The 19,597-nt window shown below is 33.0% G+C and carries 23 protein-coding genes; 15 read left to right on the forward strand and 8 right to left on the reverse strand.

Features of this window, described 5'->3' with window-relative positions; all coding sequences use genetic code 11:
* The first annotated feature begins 25 nt into the window (after nt 1–25).
* From meaB to ACZ5CF_RS10555, 5 genes are read left to right on the forward strand one after another with little or no spacing between them, the layout of a single operon-like run.
* Nucleotides 26–1,129: a methylmalonyl Co-A mutase-associated GTPase MeaB gene (gene meaB / locus ACZ5CF_RS10535; protein WP_464579345.1), complete on the forward strand. Its 1,104-nt coding sequence runs from the start codon at nt 26–28 to the stop codon at nt 1,127–1,129.
* Nucleotides 1,130–1,170: 41 nt separating this feature from the next.
* A complete protein-coding gene (locus tag ACZ5CF_RS10540; RefSeq protein WP_464579347.1) occupies nt 1,171–1,884 on the forward strand; it encodes a glycosyltransferase family 2 protein in 714 nt (237 codons plus the stop codon).
* Nucleotides 1,884–2,504, forward strand: a complete 621-nt coding sequence (locus tag ACZ5CF_RS10545; protein ID WP_464579349.1) for a lipid-A-disaccharide synthase N-terminal domain-containing protein — start codon at nt 1,884–1,886, stop codon at nt 2,502–2,504. Before ACZ5CF_RS10540 ends, ACZ5CF_RS10545 begins: the two co-directional genes overlap by 1 nt.
* A complete protein-coding gene (locus ACZ5CF_RS10550) occupies nt 2,497–4,110 on the forward strand; it encodes an ArnT family glycosyltransferase (protein ID WP_464579351.1) in 1,614 nt (537 codons plus the stop codon). The genes ACZ5CF_RS10545 and ACZ5CF_RS10550 overlap by 8 nt, the downstream gene beginning before the upstream one ends.
* 2 nt (nt 4,111–4,112) lie before the next feature.
* Complete coding sequence (locus ACZ5CF_RS10555) at nt 4,113–4,781, forward strand: hypothetical protein (protein ID WP_464579352.1); 669 nt, start codon at nt 4,113–4,115, stop codon at nt 4,779–4,781.
* Here the strand turns inward: ACZ5CF_RS10555 and ACZ5CF_RS10560 are convergent.
* The 7 genes from ACZ5CF_RS10560 to ruvX all read right to left on the reverse strand — a co-directional run bounded on the left by ACZ5CF_RS10560 (nt 4,778) and on the right by ruvX (nt 9,393).
* The gene (locus ACZ5CF_RS10560) at nt 4,778–5,338 is read right to left on the reverse strand and encodes a phosphatase PAP2 family protein (RefSeq protein ID WP_464579354.1); all 561 of its coding nucleotides are present in this window, start codon (nt 5,336–5,338) and stop codon (nt 4,778–4,780) included. The genes ACZ5CF_RS10555 and ACZ5CF_RS10560 overlap by 4 nt on opposite strands.
* Nucleotides 5,338–5,568 carry a hypothetical protein gene (locus tag ACZ5CF_RS10565; RefSeq protein WP_464579355.1) on the reverse strand — a complete coding sequence of 77 codons (231 nt, stop codon included), beginning with the start codon at nt 5,566–5,568 and terminating at the stop codon, nt 5,338–5,340. Before ACZ5CF_RS10565 ends, ACZ5CF_RS10560 begins: the two co-directional genes overlap by 1 nt.
* The gene (locus ACZ5CF_RS10570; RefSeq protein WP_464579357.1) at nt 5,555–6,946 is read right to left on the reverse strand and encodes an MATE family efflux transporter; all 1,392 of its coding nucleotides are present in this window, start codon (nt 6,944–6,946) and stop codon (nt 5,555–5,557) included. The genes ACZ5CF_RS10565 and ACZ5CF_RS10570 overlap by 14 nt, the downstream gene beginning before the upstream one ends.
* A gap of 53 nt (nt 6,947–6,999) precedes the next feature.
* The gene (gene mazG / locus ACZ5CF_RS10575) at nt 7,000–7,776 is read right to left on the reverse strand and encodes a nucleoside triphosphate pyrophosphohydrolase (RefSeq protein WP_464579359.1); all 777 of its coding nucleotides are present in this window, start codon (nt 7,774–7,776) and stop codon (nt 7,000–7,002) included.
* A gap of 123 nt (nt 7,777–7,899) precedes the next feature.
* Nucleotides 7,900–8,331, reverse strand: a complete 432-nt coding sequence (locus ACZ5CF_RS10580; RefSeq protein WP_464579360.1) for a DUF5606 family protein — start codon at nt 8,329–8,331, stop codon at nt 7,900–7,902.
* Between the two features lie 53 nt (nt 8,332–8,384).
* Nucleotides 8,385–8,975, reverse strand: coding sequence for a peptide deformylase (gene def / locus ACZ5CF_RS10585; protein WP_464579361.1), 591 nt, complete (start codon nt 8,973–8,975; stop codon nt 8,385–8,387).
* Nucleotides 8,976–8,979: 4 nt separating this feature from the next.
* Entirely contained in the window at nt 8,980–9,393 is a 414-nt protein-coding gene (gene ruvX / locus ACZ5CF_RS10590) for a Holliday junction resolvase RuvX (protein ID WP_464579363.1), read from the reverse strand.
* Nucleotides 9,394–9,492: 99 nt separating this feature from the next.
* Here ruvX and ACZ5CF_RS10595 point away from each other — a divergent pair, with 99 nt between their 5' ends.
* From ACZ5CF_RS10595 to ACZ5CF_RS10605, 3 genes are read left to right on the forward strand one after another with little or no spacing between them, the layout of a single operon-like run.
* Nucleotides 9,493–10,308, forward strand: a complete 816-nt coding sequence (locus tag ACZ5CF_RS10595) for a 2,3,4,5-tetrahydropyridine-2,6-dicarboxylate N-succinyltransferase (RefSeq protein ID WP_464579365.1) — start codon at nt 9,493–9,495, stop codon at nt 10,306–10,308.
* A gap of 45 nt (nt 10,309–10,353) precedes the next feature.
* Entirely contained in the window at nt 10,354–11,127 is a 774-nt protein-coding gene (locus ACZ5CF_RS10600; protein WP_464579367.1) for a glycosyltransferase family 2 protein, read from the forward strand.
* A 10-nt stretch (nt 11,128–11,137) separates the two neighbouring features.
* Entirely contained in the window at nt 11,138–12,118 is a 981-nt protein-coding gene (locus ACZ5CF_RS10605; RefSeq protein ID WP_464579368.1) for a Stealth CR1 domain-containing protein, read from the forward strand.
* A gap of 4 nt (nt 12,119–12,122) precedes the next feature.
* Here ACZ5CF_RS10605 and ACZ5CF_RS10610 read toward each other — a convergent pair whose 3' ends face one another.
* The gene (locus ACZ5CF_RS10610) at nt 12,123–12,947 is read right to left on the reverse strand and encodes a glycosyltransferase family 2 protein (RefSeq protein WP_464579370.1); all 825 of its coding nucleotides are present in this window, start codon (nt 12,945–12,947) and stop codon (nt 12,123–12,125) included.
* Nucleotides 12,948–13,051: 104 nt separating this feature from the next.
* Here ACZ5CF_RS10610 and ACZ5CF_RS10615 point away from each other — a divergent pair, with 104 nt between their 5' ends.
* From ACZ5CF_RS10615 to ACZ5CF_RS10645, 7 genes are all read left to right on the forward strand, one after another.
* On the forward strand, nt 13,052–13,612 hold the full coding sequence (locus ACZ5CF_RS10615; RefSeq protein WP_464579371.1) for an L-threonylcarbamoyladenylate synthase: 561 nt from the start codon (nt 13,052–13,054) through the stop codon (nt 13,610–13,612).
* A gap of 30 nt (nt 13,613–13,642) precedes the next feature.
* A complete protein-coding gene (locus ACZ5CF_RS10620) occupies nt 13,643–15,070 on the forward strand; it encodes a CCA tRNA nucleotidyltransferase (protein WP_464579373.1) in 1,428 nt (475 codons plus the stop codon).
* A gap of 3 nt (nt 15,071–15,073) precedes the next feature.
* Nucleotides 15,074–16,108, forward strand: coding sequence for a COX15/CtaA family protein (locus tag ACZ5CF_RS10625; RefSeq protein ID WP_464579374.1), 1,035 nt, complete (start codon nt 15,074–15,076; stop codon nt 16,106–16,108).
* A gap of 26 nt (nt 16,109–16,134) precedes the next feature.
* Nucleotides 16,135–16,641 carry an IS1096 element passenger TnpR family protein gene (locus ACZ5CF_RS10630; RefSeq protein WP_464579376.1) on the forward strand — a complete coding sequence of 169 codons (507 nt, stop codon included), beginning with the start codon at nt 16,135–16,137 and terminating at the stop codon, nt 16,639–16,641.
* 29 nt (nt 16,642–16,670) lie between these two features.
* Nucleotides 16,671–17,729, forward strand: coding sequence for a nucleoid-associated protein (locus ACZ5CF_RS10635; protein ID WP_464579378.1), 1,059 nt, complete (start codon nt 16,671–16,673; stop codon nt 17,727–17,729).
* 97 nt (nt 17,730–17,826) lie between these two features.
* The gene (locus tag ACZ5CF_RS10640) at nt 17,827–18,729 is read left to right on the forward strand and encodes an ABC transporter ATP-binding protein (RefSeq protein ID WP_464579379.1); all 903 of its coding nucleotides are present in this window, start codon (nt 17,827–17,829) and stop codon (nt 18,727–18,729) included.
* Nucleotides 18,730–18,742: 13 nt separating this feature from the next.
* On the forward strand, nt 18,743–19,579 hold the full coding sequence (locus ACZ5CF_RS10645; protein ID WP_464579381.1) for an ABC transporter permease: 837 nt from the start codon (nt 18,743–18,745) through the stop codon (nt 19,577–19,579).
* The last annotated feature ends 18 nt before the right edge of the window (nt 19,580–19,597 follow it).

A 19,597-nucleotide genomic window follows, 5' to 3' on the forward strand; every position in this document is an offset into this window, starting at 1 on the left:
AGTATTTTAGTCGGTATAATTCTAAATGGTGAACTCTAAAGGTAAACATAAAAGCGCACTGCAAGAAAAAGATGGTATTACGCCTCCGGAAAGCACCAATAAAAAAGCCATAGAAAAACTAAAATTAAGGCGTAATAAGCAACGGTCTGCAAAAGAGTTGGCAGAACTTATTTGTAATGGTAATACCGTGGCATTAAGCCAGGCAATTACACTTATAGAAAGTACTAAACCAGAACACCAAGAACAAGCCAAACAGGTTATTAATAGTTGTTTGCCTAAAGCAAATAAATCTGTTAGAATTGGTATTACCGGAGTTCCCGGCGTTGGAAAAAGTACTTTTATTGAGTCCTTTGGCACGTATTTAACCGGAATTGGTAAAAAAGTAGCTGTTTTAGCGATAGATCCGAGTAGTAGTGTGTCTAAAGGGAGTATTCTTGGCGATAAAACCAGAATGGAGAATTTGGTAAAAAACAATAATGCTTTTATAAGGCCTTCTCCTTCTGGCGAATCTTTAGGTGGTGTAGCCAGAAAAACAAGAGAATCGGTTATACTTTGTGAAGCTTGTGGGTTTGATACTATTATTATAGAAACAGTGGGTGTTGGACAAAGTGAAACAGCTGTACACAGTATGGTAGACTTCTTTTTATTGCTAAAGTTAGCCGGTGCCGGCGATGAACTTCAAGGCATTAAAAGAGGAATTATGGAAATGGCCGATGCAATAGTTATAAATAAAGCAGACGGAGATAATTTAAAACGCGCCCAACAAGCTAAAGTCGAGTTTTCTAGAGCCTTACATTTATACCCGCCAAAAGAAAATGGCTGGACGCCAAAAGTATTAACAGCTTCTGCTATTAAAAATGAAGGAATTGATGCTGTTTGGGAACTTATACAATCATACATTAAAACCATGAAATCTAGTGGTTATTTTGAGCACAACAGAAACCAACAATTAAAATTCTGGCTTCTACAAACTTTAGATGAGCAATTAAAAAATGCCTTTTACCAAAACCCAGAGATTAAAGACCAATTAAACAAAGAGATTCAGAAAATAGAGAATCAAGAAAGCACACCATTTATCGCTGCAGAGAGACTCTTTGCGTTGTATAAAAAAATCTTTTTAAAATCGTAATTAATAAAAAGAATACATTTGCATAACGCTTATTAAAATTCATGGAATACCAATTTACCATTATAATACCGGTATATAACGAAGAAGATAATTTATTGCGCGTAGAAAAAGAGTTACAAAACTATTTAAACATTGCTCTTTACAAAACCAAAGTGTTATTTGTTAATGATGGTTCTACAGATAAAAGTTTGCAGTTAATAGAAACTATTTGTAAACGTAATACATCATTTAATTTTATATCGTTTAAAGAAAATTGCGGGCTAAGCGCTGCTATTAAAGCAGGTTTTGATTATGTAGATACTCCTTTAGTTGGGTATATAGATTCTGATTTACAAACCTCCCCGGAAGATTTTAATTTACTTCTTAAAGAAATTCCTGAATACGATTTAGTTACCGGTGTACGAGCCAACAGAAAAGACTCTTTTGTAAAAAATATATCCTCTACCATAGCCAACAGTATTCGAAGAGCATTCACTAAAGACGGAATGGACGATACCGGATGCCCCTTAAAAGTAATTAAAACAGCGTATGCCAAACGCATACCAATGTTTAACGGCTTACATAGGTTTTTACCGGCAATGATTTTACTTCAAAACGGTAAAATTAAACAAGTACCTGTTAGGCATTTTCCCAGAATGGCAGGTACTGCTAAATTTGGTTTATTCAACAGGCTTTTAGGTCCTTTATCTGATTGCTTTGCTTATTTATGGATGAAAAAAAAGTATATTAATTACCAAATACAAAAAGAAGGATAATGACTACTTGGCTTATATACGTTATAGGCTTTACGGCTCAATTATTGTTTTCAGGCAGACTTTTAGCACAGTGGTTGTTATCAGAAAAACAAAAAAAAGTTGTAACTCCTTCTCTTTTTTGGAAATTAAGTTTAGTAGCGTCTTTTTTATTATTTGTTTACGGATGGCTTAGAGATGATTTTGCCATCATGTTGGGGCAAACATTAACTTATTTTATTTATATAAGAAACTTACAGCTTCAAGGGCAATGGCAAAAATCTCCTTTAGTATTACGCTTATTTTTACTGCTATTCCCGGTTTTAATAGTTATTTACTCGTATAACAACAACCAATACGATTTAGATGATTTATTTAAAAATGATGCAATACCATTATGGCTTTTGCTTTTAGGGAGTGTAGCCCAAATAATTTTTACATTTAGATTTATTTATCAATGGATTTACTCTGAAAATAAAAAAACATCTTCCCTACCTTTTGGTTTTTGGATGCTAAGCCTAATTGGCTCTGCATTAATTTTAGTTTATGCTATTTTTAGAGAAGACCCTGTATTGTTTGTTGGGCATTTGTTTGGTAGTATTGTCTACACCCGAAATTTAATCTTAATAAAAAAACATGAATAACCCTAAATATTACAAACTCTTACTTTTAATAAGCTGCTTAGTACTATTTTTTTCGCACCTTCATGTGTTGCCGGTTACTATAATGGAAGCACGTAACTTTATTACAGCTCGCGAAATGCTAACCGATGGCAACTGGATTTTAACTACAATGAACGGACTGCCTCGTTACGAAAAACCCCCATTACCAACATGGCTTTCTGCTCTCTCAGCACTGCTTTTTGGTATAAAAAATATAGCTGCTTACAGATTGCCAACTGCAATTATGGCAACCTTTACAATATTTACTTTTTACAATTTTGTAGCACTACTTTTTAAGCAAAAAAAACTAGCCTTTATTAGTGCCTTAATTTTAGCCTCTTCTTTTTATGTAATAGCCATACAACGTGAAGCTCCTTGGGATATTTATACTCACGGTTTTATGTTAGCTTCTATTTACTTTTTGTACCGTTTGCTCACAGAATATAAAAAACCGTATACACATGCGCTTTGGGGGGCATTTTTTTTCGGACTTTCTTTTTTAAGCAAAGGCCCCATTTCTTTTTATGGTTTGTTTCTCTCTTTTTTAATTGCTTTTGGATTTGCCTATAAGTTTAAAGCAATACAAGGTAAAATCAAGCCTTTATTAGTGTATTTAATATTAGGTTTAGTAATTGGAGGATGGTGGTTTGTTTGGGTACGCTATGCAGATCCTGAAGCCTTTTTAAAAATCACACAACAAGAAACGTCAAGATGGGGTAGTTACAACGTTAGACCGTTTTATTATTATTGGAGCTTTTTCACGCAAAGTGGTATCTGGACTATTCCGGCTTTTGTATCGCTCTTATATCCTTATTTAAAGGATAAAGTAAGTAATAAAAAAGGGTATTTGTTTTCTTTCACTTGGACACTTGCCGTTGTTATATTACTTTCTGTTATTCCCGAAAAAAAATCAAGATATTTACTTCCGGTACTTATTCCATTAGCTTTAAACACCGGCTTTTATATTAGTTATTTAATAAACAACTTTAAATCTATAGAAAATAAGAAAGAAAAAATTCCGGTGTATATAAATTTTACTCTTATTGCTTTAATTGGTTTTTTATTTCCTGTAGCAGCATACATATATTTAAAAGATACTATTAATGGTATGCTTTGGTATTATTATGCAGCAACCTCATTGTTTTTAGTAATTATTGCTATTTATATTGTGTTTATGCTGCTTAAAAAAAATATTTATGCTGTGTTTTTAGCCAACATTTTGTTTATAATGGTAATTATAGGTGTTGGTTTGCCTCTTTCTAAAACTTTAAAAACAAACTCAGAATACAAAAACATAACCAGTTTAAAAACACAGCTTAAACAAAAACCGTTATACCATTTTGGAAGTGTTGCCCCGGAAATGATTTGGTATTACGGTGATAAAATTTCTTCTATTAAGCTAAATCCTGAAGAAAAAACCTTTTATGTGCTGGTTGGCCATGAGGCTGAAAATTCTTTTAAAAAGCATTTTACTAATGTTTCAAGTGTTAAATTTGTAACCAATTTTGATTTAAACTTTTCGGCCGAACCCGGAACAAAAAAACACAGAGAACGATTAACAAATAAGTTATACTTAATTACCAAATAAAAATGAATAATTTAACAAAAACCGATATTCTTGGGTACGCTTTCTTAGGCCTTGTTTTCTTATTAGGAATATATTTTGGTTTTACAGATTTACAATATTTTGATGAAGTTTACTCTGCAGAAGATGGTACAATAGAATACACTACTGCTTTACTTTTATTTTGCATTAGTATTCTTTGTTTATACAGATTGTTTTCGTTCTGGAAAATAAAATCAGGCACCTGGAAACTTGGAGTTGCATTATTTGCTTTACTTTTTTTGTTTGGTGCCGGAGAGGAGATCTCTTGGGGACAACGTATTTTTAATATAGAATCTTCTGAGTTTTTTTTAAAAAATAATGCTCAAGGAGAAACCAATTTGCACAATTTAGTTGTTGGCGGAAAAAAAATAAACAAACTTATTTTTAGTCAGCTTTTAATGCTGATTATGGTAATATATCTTCTAATAACACCCGTTCTATACAGAAAAAAACAATGGGTAAAAAACTTAGCTACTATGTTTGCTGTTCCCATTGTTAAATGGCACCATACCATTGCATTTATTATTGGAACTATTTTAGTGGCAATAAATCCTTCAAGCAGAAAGTGGGAAGTTTACGAACTTGCTTTTGGTGTAATATTCTTTTTAATTTTCTTAAATCCTTTAAACGAACATATATACAAGAAAAATTAAATTACCCTATAAAGTTTATAAAGCAAGTAGCTAAAAAGCCATCCTAAAAGCATTCCAAAACTAATTCCGGTAATCACGTCTAACGGAAAATGCACACCAATATAAATTCGGCTATAAGCAACACCAAGTGCCCAAACAATTAATAAAAACGGGAGCCAAGAGTATTGTTTTTTAAACAAAATCGAGAAAAAAGTAGCCACTGCAAAAGAATTGGCTGCATGAGCAGAAAAATAACCAAAACGTCCGCCACAAGACTCCTTTACTAACCTAACCAACCCTTGTAATGTTTCGTCATGACAAGGGCGTAATCTGGCTACTCCGTATTTAAAAAAGTTAGCCAATTGGTCTGTAGCAGTTATTAATAATGCAACAAAAAGTAACAGGTATAGTAATTGTTTTTTTGTGAGTTTTTGGTACGCAAAATAAAGTAGTAGCAAATAAAGCGGTATAGATGCCCATTTATTAGTTAAGGTTAACCAAAAGGTATCCCATGTAGGCGAGCCCAAATTGTTTAAAAACAAAAAAACTTCTTTATCTAACTCTATTAGTTTATTCATTACTCTTGCTCGTATCTAGATACTTCTCTATCGTAAAAATCGGTTGCAGCCTGAATAAGGTTTTCTGCTTCTGCCGCTAACTCTTTTTCATCAGCCGGATCAAAATCTTCTAACCACTCAACCTCATCGGTTGCTAAGTTTAAAATAAACCTTGGATAATCTGTATGAATTATAAATATTGCATCCGGGTAATCTGTATTGTCCCCCAAAATAAATTTAGGTAGTTGCATTTTCTATTAATTTTGTTTGAATTAATTTTTTAGTTAAAAAGTTAAAACGAAGATACAACATTACGGCAGAAGCTGTAAGCCCGGCAAGAAGTCCAATCCAAATACCCATGCTGCCAAACTCGGTTTTTAATCCTAAATAGTACGATACAGGAAATCCTATAACCCAATACGCTATAAAGGTTATTAGCGTTGGAATTTTTACATCTTGTAACCCTCGTAAAGCACCTAACACCACAACTTGTACTCCGTCTGATATTTGAAAAAAAGCTGCCACTAATAAAAGTTTAGATGCAATGGTAATTACCTCAAAATTATCGGCTTGATTGGTAATATCGTTTTCGTCTAAATATATAGTTGGCAACCATTCATTAAAAGCTAAAAACAACCCGGCAAATACTATGTCTAATAAAATGGTTAAAATAAATACCGAAAAGGCAATTCTTCTTAAATCAAAAAAATTCTTCAATCCTTTTTGGTTTCCAACTCTAACCATGGCAGCAACGCTAAGCCCCATGGCAACCATAAATGTCATGCTAGATAAATTAAGTGCTATCTGATTGGCTGCTTGAGGGTTTTTGCCAAGAACCCCGCTAAGCCATATAGCTGCTGTAAATACAGCTACTTCAAACAACATTTGTAAAGCAGACGGAAATCCTAATCCAATAATTTTTTGAAGTACTGTTTTTTTAATATTTCTAAAATTAAATTTAGCTGTGTAGGGTTTAAATTTTTCTTTACCAACCAAAATAAACCAAAGGTAGCTTACCATTATTATTCTAGAAACTAATGTTCCAATGGCTGCACCAATAATTCCTAATTTTGGGAAAACCCAAACTCCAAATATCAGTAAATAGTTTAAAGTTATATTTACAACGTTTGCTATTACCGTAGCATACATTGGATAACGTGTTTGAGACAACCCTTCGGAAAATTGCTTAAGTGCCTGAAACATTACTAACGGAATTAAAGAGAACGCAACAAGGTCTAAATAAGGCATTGCTAATATTACAACCTCTTCGGGCTGATCCATGTAGTACATTAAGGGTTTAGCAAACAGTATAAAGAAAAACAATAGTGCTCCTAAAACTGTGCACAAAAAAAGTCCGTGCTTTAAAACACTTTTCCCTTTAGTAATATCTCCTTCTCCATCGGCCTCTGCAACTAAAGGTGTTATTGCAGTAGAAAAACCAATTCCCAGAGACATTGCAATAAAAATAAAGCTATTACCAAGCGATACAGCAGCCAGTTCTGCAGTGCCCAATTGCCCAACCATAATATTATCGGCAAAGGCTACAAAAGTATGACCAAGCAACCCCAACATAACAGGAGATGCCAGCTTTAAATTATACTTGAATTCTTTGGTGTAGTTGGTAAGCATGAAGTTTTGTTAAAGGCACAAATATAAATGCTTTTAAGTTAGTTAGATGAATTTTAAATTTTCTTGGCTTCTTCCCAAAAAACATCCATTTCTTGAAGACTCATTTCTTTGAGCGATTTTCCTATTTGATTAGCTTTTTGCTCTAAATACTGAAACCTTTTTATAAATTTTTTATTGGTGCGCTCTAAAGCATTTTCAGGATTAATTTTTAAAAATCTTGCATAATTAATCATAGAAAATAAAACATCTCCAAACTCAGATTCTATAGCATTCTTATCGCCTGTTTTTACCTCTTCTTGAAACTCCCTAAGCTCTTCTTTTAACTTTTCAAACACTTGGTCGGGGTGTTCCCAATCAAAACCAACTCCGGCAACTTTATCTTGTATTCTGTTTGCTTTTACCATAGCCGGTAAACTACCGGGAACTCCTTCTAAAACACTTTTTTTACCTTCTTTTAGTTTTAAGTTTTCCCAATTTTGCTTTACTTCTTCTTCATCTTTTACGGTTACATCTCCATAAATATGCGGGTGTCTTTCTATTAGCTTATCGCTTATGCTGTTTGCTACATCGGCTATGTCAAACGCTTTTTTCTCGCTACCAATTTTGGCGTAAAATATAATATGAAGCAGTAAATCTCCCAGTTCTTTTTTTATTTCATCCAGGTTATTATCTAAAATAGCATCGCCAAGTTCGTAGGTTTCTTCTATGGTTAGATGACGTAAGCTTTCCATGGTTTGCTTTCTGTCCCACGGACATTTTTCTCTAAGTTCATCCATAATTGTTAAAAGCCTATCTATTGCAGCTAACTGCTCTGCTCTCCTATTTTTCATAGTGCTACATTTTATGTAAAAATACTATTATACCTTGTATTGTTTTAAGCCTATATGGGTTTATTGTTAACAAAAAACCTCTCGGGTTAATCGAGAGGCTTTTGCTAAAACATTCTTAAAACTTTATTCTTTAGTTTCTGATGCTTCTTTTGGTGCTTCTTCTGGATTCTCAAAATTATCAAATCCTTTATCTACAAGAATATTGTACCATTGAATAACTTTCTTTATATCTGAAGCATAAACTCTTTCTTCATCGTAATCCGGTAAAACCTCAAAAAAGTACTCTTCTAACTTGTCTTTACTTTCTTTATGAGATATGCTGGTTTTACCATTGTTTTCTTTCTCCTGAATTTTTTTAAAAACCTCACGTAAAGGCACCTCTTCACTAAGTGTATAAATTGCTATTTCAGACAATACACTCACGTTGCTGGTTATACCTACAGATACTTTTTTACCGTCTAAAAGCGATTCTGCTACGAAACCGGTTCTGGTTTGAGCTTTTAATTCGTATAAACCCGGTTTTCCTGAAATGGCTAATATTTTATCTAGTGTCATACGTTCTGTTTTATGGCGCAATATTAAAAAATATATTAATTAGACATGCTTTTTTAACGTGCCTTTTTGGCTTCTGGAAAACGCATTCTATAATCTACAGCTATTTTTCCTTTAGATATGTTTGAGAGTTTTCTTTTTAACAAGCGTTTTTTTAATGATGATAATTTATCTGTAAACAAAATTCCTTCTATATGGTCGTACTCATGCTGTATAACTCTTGCTATTAAGCCAGAATAGGTTTCTGTATGTTTGTTAAAATTTTCGTCTTGATAGGTAATTGTAATGGTTGGTTTTCTTGTAACATCTTCACGCACATCCGGAATACTTAAACAGCCTTCATTAAAGGTCCATTCTTCTCCGGTTTCTTCTTCTATTTTTGCGTTAATAAAAACTTTTTTAAATCCTTTTAACTGTGTTCTTTCTTCATCACTTAATTCATCATCTTCTGCAAACGGAGAGGTATCTACTACAAAAAGTCTAATGGGCAACCCTATTTGAGGTGCCGCAAGCCCCACTCCATATGCGTTGTACATAGTTTCGAACATGCTATCTATTAACTCTTGCAGTTTTGGGTACGTTGTATCTATTTCTTTTCCAACTTTTCGTAAAACCGGATCGCCATAGGCTACAATTGGGTATATCATTTTATTAGTTTTTTTGTTCTAAAAAAGATTGTAAAATAATGGTTGCGCTTATCTCGTCTATTAGAGCTTTGTTTTGTCGTTGTTTCTTTTTTAAACCTCCATCTATCATAGCCTTAAAAGCCATTTTAGAGGTAAAACGTTCATCTACTCTTACAACAGGTATTTTAGGAAAAATTTCAGCTAACTTCTTTAAAAAGGGAGTAATGTACTGTTCACTTTTCGAATCTTCATTATTTAAACGTTTAGGTTTTCCTACTATAAAAAGTTCTACCTTTTCTTGAGCTACATATTGCTTTAAAAAATCTATAAGCTCCGGGGTAGAAACTGTTGTTAAACCCGATGCTATTATTTGAAGCTCATCGGTAACAGCTATACCACACCTTTTTTTTCCGTAATCTATTGCTAAAATTCGCGCCACAAAGCCTATTTTTGGCAAAAATACAGCTTAAATTGTTATATGTATAAAAAGCAGCTGTGATATTATAATTGAGTTCTATTTTTGTGAAAATTTTAAGTGATGAATGATTTAAAAAATATTATAGAAGCAGCTTGGGAAGATAGAGCTTTATTACAAGGTTCTACAACCATAAATGCAATTAGAGAGGTAATTAACTTGTTAGATAATGGTACATTAAGAGTTGCCGAACCCGTTAGTGATGGCTGGAAAGTAAATGAGTGGGTTAAAAAAGCTGTAGTATTATATTTTCCTATACAGAAAATGGAAACTATTGAGGCTGGTCCGCTTGAATTTCATGATAAAATCCCTTTAAAGAAAAATTATGCTGAAAAAGGCATCAGGGTTGTGCCTCATGCAGTTGCCAGACACGGAGCCTATATTTCTAAGGGTGTTATTATGATGCCTAGTTATGTTAATATTGGTGCCTATGTAGATGAAGGCACTATGGTAGATACTTGGGCAACCGTAGGAAGCTGTGCACAAATTGGTAAAAATGTACACTTAAGTGGTGGCGTTGGTATTGGCGGGGTTTTAGAACCATTGCAAGCTGCTCCTGTAATTATAGAAGATAATGCCTTTATAGGTTCTAGATGTATTGTTGTTGAAGGTGTACGAGTAGAAAAAGAAGCAGTTTTAGGGGCTAATGTAGTGTTAACAGCATCTACTAAAATAATTGATGTAACCGGCATCGAGCCTGTAGAGATGCGTGGTGTTGTTCCAGCGCGTTCAGTTGTTATACCGGGTAGTTACCCTAAAAAATTTAATTCCGGCACTTTTAACGTTCCTTGCGCGTTAATAATTGGTAAACGAAAAGAAAGTACCGACAAAAAAACATCGTTAAACGATGCTTTAAGAGAGTATAACGTAGCTGTTTAACAAAATCAAAACTGTTTAAATTTAAGTTTTTTTAAACCCTAAATTTTGAAAAAGCCCAACAAAATCTCAGCTGTAATTATAACCTACAACGAGCTTGGCTATATAGAACGCTGTATAGAAAGTTTAACTTTTGCCGATGAAATAGTTGTAGTAGACTCTTATAGTACAGATGGTACTTGGGAATACTTAAAAAGTAATCCTGCTGTTAAAGCTGTTCAGCATCCGTTTAAAAATTTCACAGAACAAAAAACCTATGCGCTTTCTTTAGCAACTAATGATTGGGTTTATTTTTTAGATGCTGATGAGGTTGTTACTAAAAAACTTCAAGATGAAATTATAGAAGTTATAAACTCTAAAAACACACATAGTGCTTACTGGAATTATAGAAGCTTTATGTTTAAAAACAAACGATTATACTTTAGCGGATGGCAAACTGATAAGGTTCAGCGTTTGTTTAAAAAAAGCCAATGTAAATTCATTCAAGAGAAAATAGTACACGAAAAGTTAGAAGTTAACGGCACACAAGGAAAACTTAAGAATAAGTTAATTCATTACTCCTATAAAAACTACCAAGACTACAAGCAAAAAATGCTTAAATACGGCAGGTTAAAAGCTATTGAAAGTCATAGAAAGGGTAAAAAATGGACGCCTTTTCATCAACTACTCAGACCAGCCTGGAAGTTTGTTAATCACTATTTTATACGTTTTGGTTTTCTTGATGGCACAAAAGGTATAATTATCTGTTACCTAAATGCCCTGGGAGTTTGGGAACGGTACAAGGAGCTTAAAAAGCTAAATCGTGTATCGTTACAAATTTAAAATTAAAATTATGTATAGCCATAAAAATAAAATTATTATTGATGCAGTAATTACATGGGTGGATGGAAGTGATGAGACTCATTTTAATAAAATAAAAAAGTACTTGAAACTTGAAAAAGGACCAAAAGCAAAAATAACCAAAACGAGATACAATCAAGTTGGCGAAATATTTTACACTGTAGCCTCGATTGTAAAATTTGCTCCTTTTGTTAGAAAAATTTTTATAGTAGTTGATCATCAAATTCCTCCTAGGTTTGATTTAATGAGAGAAATAGCAAACGCTAAGGGAAAAGAAATAATTTTAATAAATCATAATGAAATTTTTGTAGAGCCTAAAAAAAACCTACCATGCTTTAACAGCAATTCTATTGAAGGTATGCTACAAAACATACCTGGTTTAGCTGAGCATTTCATTTATTTTAATGATGATACATTTCTAATTAAACCCACTAAAATATCTTATTGGTTTCAGGATGGATATCCGGTAATAAGAGGCAAATGGAAAAAAAACCCAAATTATATTTGGTATAAAAGAATCAAATATGCCTTATTTCCAAATAAAGCTAAAAGACCTGGATTTACATATGTTCAAGTAAAAGCAGCTAAAATTGTTGGTTATAATAAAAAGTACTTTTGTTACTATCATACTCCAAAGGCACATAGAAAATCTGTTTTAAAAAAATTTTTAAGTGAAAATCCACATTATATTAAACAACTCTTCAAATCAAGATTTAGGCATTCAGATCAATTTAATCCTTTATCACTCTCTTGGCATTTAGAGTTAAAAAGTGGAAAAAAAGTCATAGAAAGTAAAAAGTGTAACTTAGAGCTGCATTATCCAGAGAAAAAATCATCCGATAGTATTAGAAAAATTCTTACTGAGGCAGAGAAAAACCAGGACATATTTTGCGCCAATCTTCAAAGCTTAGATTTAGTTAATCCAAATAATCTTAATATAATTTTAAGCTGGCTTGAGAAAATAACTTTGTAAACTCTCAATCTACTTTTTCTATCCCAAAGGGTGTCCAAGAAATTTTTTGAGTTCGAGTATGTTTTCTAATGGCCTTGTTTTTTGCAATAGATTCTGGAGTTTTATATCCTCTTTTATGGTCTAAGTGCAAGCAAACAGCGCTATACCTAATTTGTTTTGATTTAATGCCGTAATTAAACAAACGCTCTCCAAGCTCTCTATCTTGCCCACCGTATTGCATACGTTCATCAAAACCATTTACAGCCACAATATCTTCTTTCCAGCCCGAAGCATTATGCCCATTCCAGCTTGCATTTGTTGGGGTTAATGCGTTTAAAAATTTAGCTTTAAATCCTTTGGCTGTAAGCTTATTGTTTTTAAAGGTAGCCGGCAATCCGTTTTGTTTAAGCCATGCTAACGAAAAACATCGTTGTGTTAAAATATCTTCTTTAGAAATTAATTGAGAGATGTCCATTGGGAGTTTATAATAACCTCCTGATAAAAAATAACCTTTTTCTTTTTTTTGATTGTGTACGGCTAAAAAATCATTTCTGGGAATACAGTCTCCATCACTCATTACAATATAATCTGCCCTACAAGCAACAATAGCTTTGTTTAAAATTTTAGATTTCTGAAACCCATCATCTTCATGCCAAACATGCTGAATATTATAAGACACTTCCTCTTTTAAACGCTCTATTAATGCTTTAGTTTTGGGTCCGGAGCCATCATCTGCAATAACTATTTCAAAATCTTTAAAAGTTTGAGCCTCATAACCCCATAAAACTTTCTCTAACCAAGCTTCATTATTGTACGTACTAATTATTACAGATAAGGCGTATTGGCTCATATTTTACTTGCTTCTAGTTGTAGTAGCAAAAATAGAAAATCAATTTATATATCTTTGCCTGAGTTTGGTAGTAAGTTTCCCTTTTTAGTTCATTTAAATTAATTATGAAAGAAGAAATTGAACGCGCCATAGCAGTTTTAGAAACAGGTGGTGTACTTGTTTACCCAACAGACACCGTTTGGGGGATTGGATGCGACGCAACAAATGCTGATGCTGTAAAAAAAATTTATGCGCTTAAACAACGAGACGATAGCAAAGCGCTAATCTGTTTAGTAGCCAATCAGGCAATGTTAGAACGATACGTAGAACAAGTTCCTGACTTAGCTTACGATATAATGGATTTGGCTACAAAACCAACAACCATTATTTACGATAACCCGAAACATGTAGCAAATAATTTAATTGCCGAAGACAACACCCTTGCTATTAGAGTAGCTTCTGATGAATTTTGTAAAAAACTCATCAGTAAATTTAAAAAACCTATTGTATCTACCTCTGCTAACATAAGTGGGCAGCCAACACCATCTTGCTTTTCAGAAATAAGCGAACACATTTTAAAAGGTGCAGACTATGTAGTAAATTTGCACCGCGAAGCAAAAAACAGCAAGCCATCATCTATAATTAAGTTAAGCAATAATGGTTTAGTTAAAGTTATAAGAGCTTAACCAAATTGGCATATTAAACTAATCGCTTTAATGAACCACAAAGAAGCAATTTCACATCCAATTTTTAAAACTATATCTAATGCAGCAAAAGAGCTTCAGATAGAAAGCTACGTAATAGGTGGTTACGTTCGTGATTATCTTTTAAAAAGAGACACTAAAAAAGATATAGATATAGTTGCCGTTGGAAGCGGAATTGCGTTAGCTAAAAAAGTTGCACAACAAATACCCAACACTAAAGTAAAAGTGTATAAAAACTTTGGTACGGCTTTAGTTAAAACTCCAGAGTTTGAATTAGAGTTTGTGGGGGCCAGAAAAGAAAGCTACCAAAGAGATAGTAGAAAACCTATTGTTGAAGATGGCACTTTAGAAGACGATCAAAACCGAAGAGATTTCACTATTAATGCCCTAGCGCTATCGTTATCTGAAGATAATTATGGCGATTTGTTAGACCCATTTAACGGATTAGAAGATTTAAAAAACAAAATCATCAAAACGCCTCTTAACCCTGATGTTACCTATTCAGATGATCCGTTACGAATGTTAAGAGCCATTAGGTTTGCAACTCAACTAAATTTTACAATAGAAAAAAACTCGCTCAAAGCTATAACCAAAAATAAAGATCGCTTAAAAATAATTTCTAAAGAGCGTATAACAGACGAGCTTCATAAAATATTAATGTCTCCAAAACCCTCTGTTGGTTTTACACTACTTTACAAAACTAAACTTTTAGATTATATACTTCCGGAACTTACTGCTTTACAAGGCATAGAAGAAGTAGAAGGGCATAAACATAAAGACAACTTTTGGCACACTTTAGAAGTTGTAGATAACATTGCTAAAAAAACAGACAATCTGTGGCTTAGATGGGCTGCTTTGTTACATGATATTGGTAAAGCCCCTACAAAAAAATTCGACAAGAAGATTGGGTGGACTTTCCATGCGCATGAGTTTGTAGGTTCTAAAATGGTATTTAAGCTGTTTAAGCGCCTTCGAATGCCATTAAACGAAAAGATGAAATACGTGCAAAAGCTTGTAATGCTAAGCTCTCGCCCTGTGGTATTATCACAAGATTCTGTTACAGATTCTGCTGTACGACGTTTAATTTACGAAGCGGGTGATGATATTGATGATTTAATGACACTTTGCGAAGCAGATATCACCACAAAAAACCCTAAAAAAAGAAAAAAATACCTTCATAATTTTGCTCTTGTCAGACAAAAAATTGTAGAAGTAGAAGAGCGCGATAGGGTTAGAAATTTTCAACCTCCAATTTCTGGAGAATTAATTATGGAAACTTTTAACCTAAAGCCATCAAAAGAAATAGGCATCATAAAAGACGCTATAAAAGAAGCAATTTTAGAAGGAGAAATCCCTAATAATTATGATGCTGCTTACCAATTTATGTTAGAAAAAGGTAAAAAGCTTGGGTTACAACCCAATCAGAATTTAAAAAACTAATAAATGAATATATCTTTTAGAAAAATAGCCAAAATTTCACTTGTTTTAGTGTATTTGGTTATTGTTGCCGGTGCTGTAGTTAGAATGACCGGTAGCGGAATGGGCTGCCCCGATTGGCCTAAGTGTTTTGGGTATTACATCCCTCCTACTAATGCCGAAGAGCTAAATTGGCATCCCAACAAAACATATAAAACCGGACAAGTAATTATTAAAGACGAAGCTCTTTTAGTTGCAAAAAACAAATTCACTACAGCTTCACATTTCAATAAAAATAACTGGGAACCTTACACCAAACATGACTACGCTGTTTTTAATGCTGCACATACCTGGACAGAATATATTAACAGGTTAATGGGTGCCCTGGCTGGCCTTGCTACATTAATTATGGGGTTTGCTTCTTTATCTTACTGGAAAAAAAGAAAATCTGTTACCATACTTTCTTGGTTAGTGGTTTTTGCAATGGGGTTTCAGGCATGGCTTGGTGCAACAGTTGTTTACTCTGTTTTGGCTCCTGTAAAAATTACGCTTCATATGGTAATGGCTTTAGTAATTGTAGCATTAATACTGTACATTATTTACAGCACAAAAGCTTCAAAAACTCAATTTAAAATAACCAAACAAACAGCTATTTTACTTTGGTTTGCCTTAGCGTTAACCTTGATGCAAATTGTTTTAGGAACTCAAGTAAGAGAATTTGTAGATTATCAAGTAAAAATGGTTGGAGATCAAGCTAAAGAGCTTTGGTTAAACAACCCGGATTTTTCTTTTTACATACACAGGTCGTTTTCTATTTTGGTGTTACTGGTTAATGGTTACTTATGGTTCATCAACAAAAAACTCACGTTAGGTTTAAACAAACTTAACTGGGTACTTGTTCTTTTGGGCATAGAAATTATTACCGGAATGGCTATGTATTATATAAACTTTCCGTTTATGAGCCAACCTTTGCATTTAGTAATAGCCTCTGTATTATTTGGGGTTCAGTTTTACCTTCTTTTAGAAGTAAAAAATGCTAAAGTAACAACCAAAACTTTGTAACTTGCATCGCTTAAATAACCATAAGAATGATTTATAAGTTTAGAATAATTTTAGATGCAGAAGAAGATATTTTTAGAGATATAGAAATAGAAGCATCTAACACATTAGAAGACCTACATAATACTATAACACAAGCTTTTGGGTTTGACGGTAATGAAATGGCATCTTTTTATTTAAGTGATGATGAGTGGAATCAAGGCGAAGAAATATCGCTTTTTGACATGAGCGATAACCAAGATGCTAAATTAATGAGCACTACAATTATAGAAGATGTTGTAACCGAAGAAAACCCTAAACTAATTTATGTGTATGATTTTTTAAGTTTCTGGACTTTCTTTGTTGAGCTGGCAGAAATTGCAGAAAAAGAAGATGGTAGAGCCTACCCAAATTTACTTTTTGCACATGGGCAATTGCCCGATAGCCCACCCGAAAAACAATTTGAAGCAGATAATTTCTCTTCTGTTGGTGAAGATGACGATATTTTTGATGATTTAGACTTGGATGATATAGATTTTGACGAGAACTGGAACTAGTAGTAACCCCAAAATTTTACAAACTAAACATGGTTAACTTATACCCCACTCAAATAGAGCAACTTGCTATTCATCGTGTTGGAAACAAAAGCAAAAACGAAACCCTTTTTTTAAGTCAAGAGCCATATAACCTCAACGATGAGCTTTCTGCTGCCTTAAAAGAGTACTTTTTTAAACCTTTTAGAGAAAAAGAAGAAAACTACTATAGATTTACAAACGAGGTTGACTTTTCATTTAATCCTCTGTATGAAATCGCTTCAGAGGTGTTTTTAAACCCTAACTCACTACAAGAAGCATCAAAAAAAATAGCAACTCATTTGTACGATCAATCAAATCATCCGCACATAAAAAGTGGTGAAGTTTATGTTGCCTATTTAACCGATATAGTTTTAGACAACGAAAAGGTTGATGCGCTTGGAATTTTTAAAAGTGAATTAAAGCACGATTTTTTACAATTTGAAGAAAAGCCAAATCGTTTAGATTTACTAATTCAACAAGGCGTTTATCTGCAAAAATTAGATAAAGGCTGTATAATTTTTAACACCCATAAAGAAGAAGGTTACAAAATATTATCGGTAGATAGTAACCGTTACGATACAAAATATTGGTTAGAAAACTTTTTAGGTGTTGATGTTTTAACCGACGAAAATTTTTTCACCAAAAAATACCTTAAATTTTGTCAGGATTTTGCAAAAGATGTGGTGCTTCCGGCAGAAGATAAAAAAGAAGAAGTGCTTTTTATGAACAGAGCCGTTAACCACTTTGCAAAAAATGATACTTTCGAAGAAACATCATTTTTAAATGAGGTAATTGAAAACCCGGATTTAATTCCGGAGTTTAAACATTATAAAGTAGAAAAAGGACCAAAGTATAGTATTGAAGATGTTTCTACTTTCCCTATAGCAAATAAAGCCGTATCTGATGTTAGAAAGAAAATTAAAAACATTATAACATTAGACACTAACATTCAAATTAAATTAGATTTTATTAACCCGGAATCTGCAGAGAAATTTGTAGAAAAAGGTTGGGATGAAGAACGACAAATGTATTATTACTTAGTGTATTTTAACAAAGAGCAAAAAAGCTAATGTAGTACTTCAGTATGCTGTTTTTTTGATTTTTGTGTAACAAAAAAAGGCTATACTCGTCAAGTAAGTAAACCAATCAAAAAAACAGCATACGATTTTGAAAACTATACTCACCTTAAAAAACCTTACTAAAAAGTTTGGTTACCTAACTGCCGTAAAAGACCTCTCATTTACTATAGAAAAGGGAAATGTTTACGGAATTCTGGGTCCAAACGGAAGCGGAAAATCTACCACATTAGGTATTGTTCTTAATGTGGTAAATAAAACCAGTGGTGAATTCTATTGGTTTGATGGCACTGTTTCTACTCACCAAGCACTTAAAAAAGTTGGCGCAATCATAGAGCGACCTAACTTTTATCCTTACATGACTGCAGAGCAAAACCTAAAGTTAGTTTGTAAAATTAAAGGTGTTAGTAGCGATAAAATTCATGAGAAATTAGAGCTTGTTGGATTGTTAGACAGAAAAGACAGTAAGTTTAAAACATACTCTCTCGGAATGAAACAACGTTTGGCTATTGCTTCTGCTTTACTAAACGATCCTGAAATTTTAATTTTAGATGAACCCACTAATGGTTTAGATCCTCAAGGAATTCATCAAATTAGAGAACTCATAAAAAAAATTGCCGGTAACGGAACAACTATTCTACTTGCCTCTCACCTACTTGACGAAGTAGAAAAAGTATGTAGCCATGTGGTTATTTTAAGAAAAGGAGAGAAATTATATTCCGGTAGAGTTGATCAAATGATTGCCAGTCATGGCTTTTTTGAGCTTAGATGTGATGATAATAACAAGCTAATAACCCTTTTAAAAGATAATCCGGCATTTGGCAACATAAAAACAGAAAACGGTACTGTTTTCGCTTTTTTAAACGAAGCCATGAAACCCGAAGAAATTAACAGCTGGATGTTCTCTAAAGGAATTACACTTTCTCATTTAGTTAAACGTAAAGAGAGCTTAGAAGAACAATTTTTAACACTTACCAAAAACCAAACAAACTAAACCAACCCTACGCATGAAACGTTTACTTGAAATAGAATTTATAAAACTCTGGAATAATAAAGCTAGCCGATTTTTAATACTCTCGTACTTTATACTCCTAACATCTATTGCCTTAATAGCATCAATTAAATTTGATATTGGTCCTGTTAAATTTCATCTGGCAGAACAAGGCATTTTTAATTTCCCGTACATCTGGCATTTTAACACCTACATTGCAGCTTGGTTTAAATTGTTTTTAGCCATTGTTATTGTATCTATGATGGCCAACGAATACAGTAATAGAACACTAAAACAAAATTTAATAGATGGCTTAAGTAAAAAAGAATTTATACTCTCTAAATTTTTAACTGTTATAGCATTTGCCTTCATATCTACCATTTTCATTTTTGCCGTATCGTTAATTTTAGGTTTTATTTTTTCTGATTATAACGAACTCTCAATAGTTTTTTCTGATTTAGAATTTTTGCTCGCCTTTTTTGTAAAGCTTGTTGGGTTTTTCTCGTTCTGTTTATTCTTAGGAATATTAGTTAAACGTTCTGCTTTTGCCCTTGGCTTTTTATTTATTTGGTTTGTACTAGAAAGTATTGTGTACGGATTATTAAAATGGGAATTCAGAAAAACAAAAGATATCTCTCAAGATATCATGCAGTTTTTCCCATTAGAGTCTATGAGCAATCTTATAAATCAACCTTTTACACGCCTTGGCGCTGTGAAATCTGTAGCAGAACAAGTTGGCGAAAAATTTGAACTAAATTATGCTGTACATTGGTATGAAGTTGTTATTGTATTAGCTTGGACTTCTATTTTTATTTATTTATCGTACGTATTGTTAAAAAAACGTGATTTATAGTATATTTAGGGTTTTTAC

It is taken from the genome of Lutaonella thermophila (assembly GCF_055387725.1).

Bases quoted from the DNA above. Each gene is read 5' to 3' on its own strand.
- meaB (WP_464579345.1), top strand. From the start codon at position 26: ATGGTGAACTCTAAAGGTAAACATAAAAGCGCACTGCAAGAAAAAGAT.
- ACZ5CF_RS10570 (WP_464579357.1), bottom strand. From the start codon at position 6,946: ATGCTTACCAACTACACCAAAGAATTCAAGTATAATTTAAAGCTGGCA.
- ACZ5CF_RS10605 (WP_464579368.1), top strand. From the start codon at position 11,138: ATGTATAGCCATAAAAATAAAATTATTATTGATGCAGTAATTACATGG.
- ACZ5CF_RS10610 (WP_464579370.1), bottom strand. From the start codon at position 12,947: ATGAGCCAATACGCCTTATCTGTAATAATTAGTACGTACAATAATGAA.
- ACZ5CF_RS10645 (WP_464579381.1), top strand. From the start codon at position 18,743: ATGAAACGTTTACTTGAAATAGAATTTATAAAACTCTGGAATAATAAA.
- ACZ5CF_RS10580 (WP_464579360.1), bottom strand. From the start codon at position 8,331: ATGACACTAGATAAAATATTAGCCATTTCAGGAAAACCGGGTTTATAC.
- ACZ5CF_RS10630 (WP_464579376.1), top strand. From the start codon at position 16,135: ATGATTTATAAGTTTAGAATAATTTTAGATGCAGAAGAAGATATTTTT.
- ACZ5CF_RS10550 (WP_464579351.1), top strand. From the start codon at position 2,497: ATGAATAACCCTAAATATTACAAACTCTTACTTTTAATAAGCTGCTTA.
- ACZ5CF_RS10635 (WP_464579378.1), top strand. From the start codon at position 16,671: ATGGTTAACTTATACCCCACTCAAATAGAGCAACTTGCTATTCATCGT.
- ACZ5CF_RS10620 (WP_464579373.1), top strand. From the start codon at position 13,643: ATGAACCACAAAGAAGCAATTTCACATCCAATTTTTAAAACTATATCT.
- ACZ5CF_RS10540 (WP_464579347.1), top strand. From the start codon at position 1,171: ATGGAATACCAATTTACCATTATAATACCGGTATATAACGAAGAAGAT.
- ACZ5CF_RS10545 (WP_464579349.1), top strand. From the start codon at position 1,884: ATGACTACTTGGCTTATATACGTTATAGGCTTTACGGCTCAATTATTG.
- ACZ5CF_RS10625 (WP_464579374.1), top strand. From the start codon at position 15,074: ATGAATATATCTTTTAGAAAAATAGCCAAAATTTCACTTGTTTTAGTG.
- mazG (WP_464579359.1), bottom strand. From the start codon at position 7,776: ATGAAAAATAGGAGAGCAGAGCAGTTAGCTGCAATAGATAGGCTTTTA.
- ACZ5CF_RS10560 (WP_464579354.1), bottom strand. From the start codon at position 5,338: ATGAATAAACTAATAGAGTTAGATAAAGAAGTTTTTTTGTTTTTAAAC.
- ACZ5CF_RS10565 (WP_464579355.1), bottom strand. From the start codon at position 5,568: ATGCAACTACCTAAATTTATTTTGGGGGACAATACAGATTACCCGGAT.
- ACZ5CF_RS10595 (WP_464579365.1), top strand. From the start codon at position 9,493: ATGAATGATTTAAAAAATATTATAGAAGCAGCTTGGGAAGATAGAGCT.
- ACZ5CF_RS10615 (WP_464579371.1), top strand. From the start codon at position 13,052: ATGAAAGAAGAAATTGAACGCGCCATAGCAGTTTTAGAAACAGGTGGT.
- def (WP_464579361.1), bottom strand. From the start codon at position 8,975: ATGATATACCCAATTGTAGCCTATGGCGATCCGGTTTTACGAAAAGTT.
- ACZ5CF_RS10555 (WP_464579352.1), top strand. From the start codon at position 4,113: ATGAATAATTTAACAAAAACCGATATTCTTGGGTACGCTTTCTTAGGC.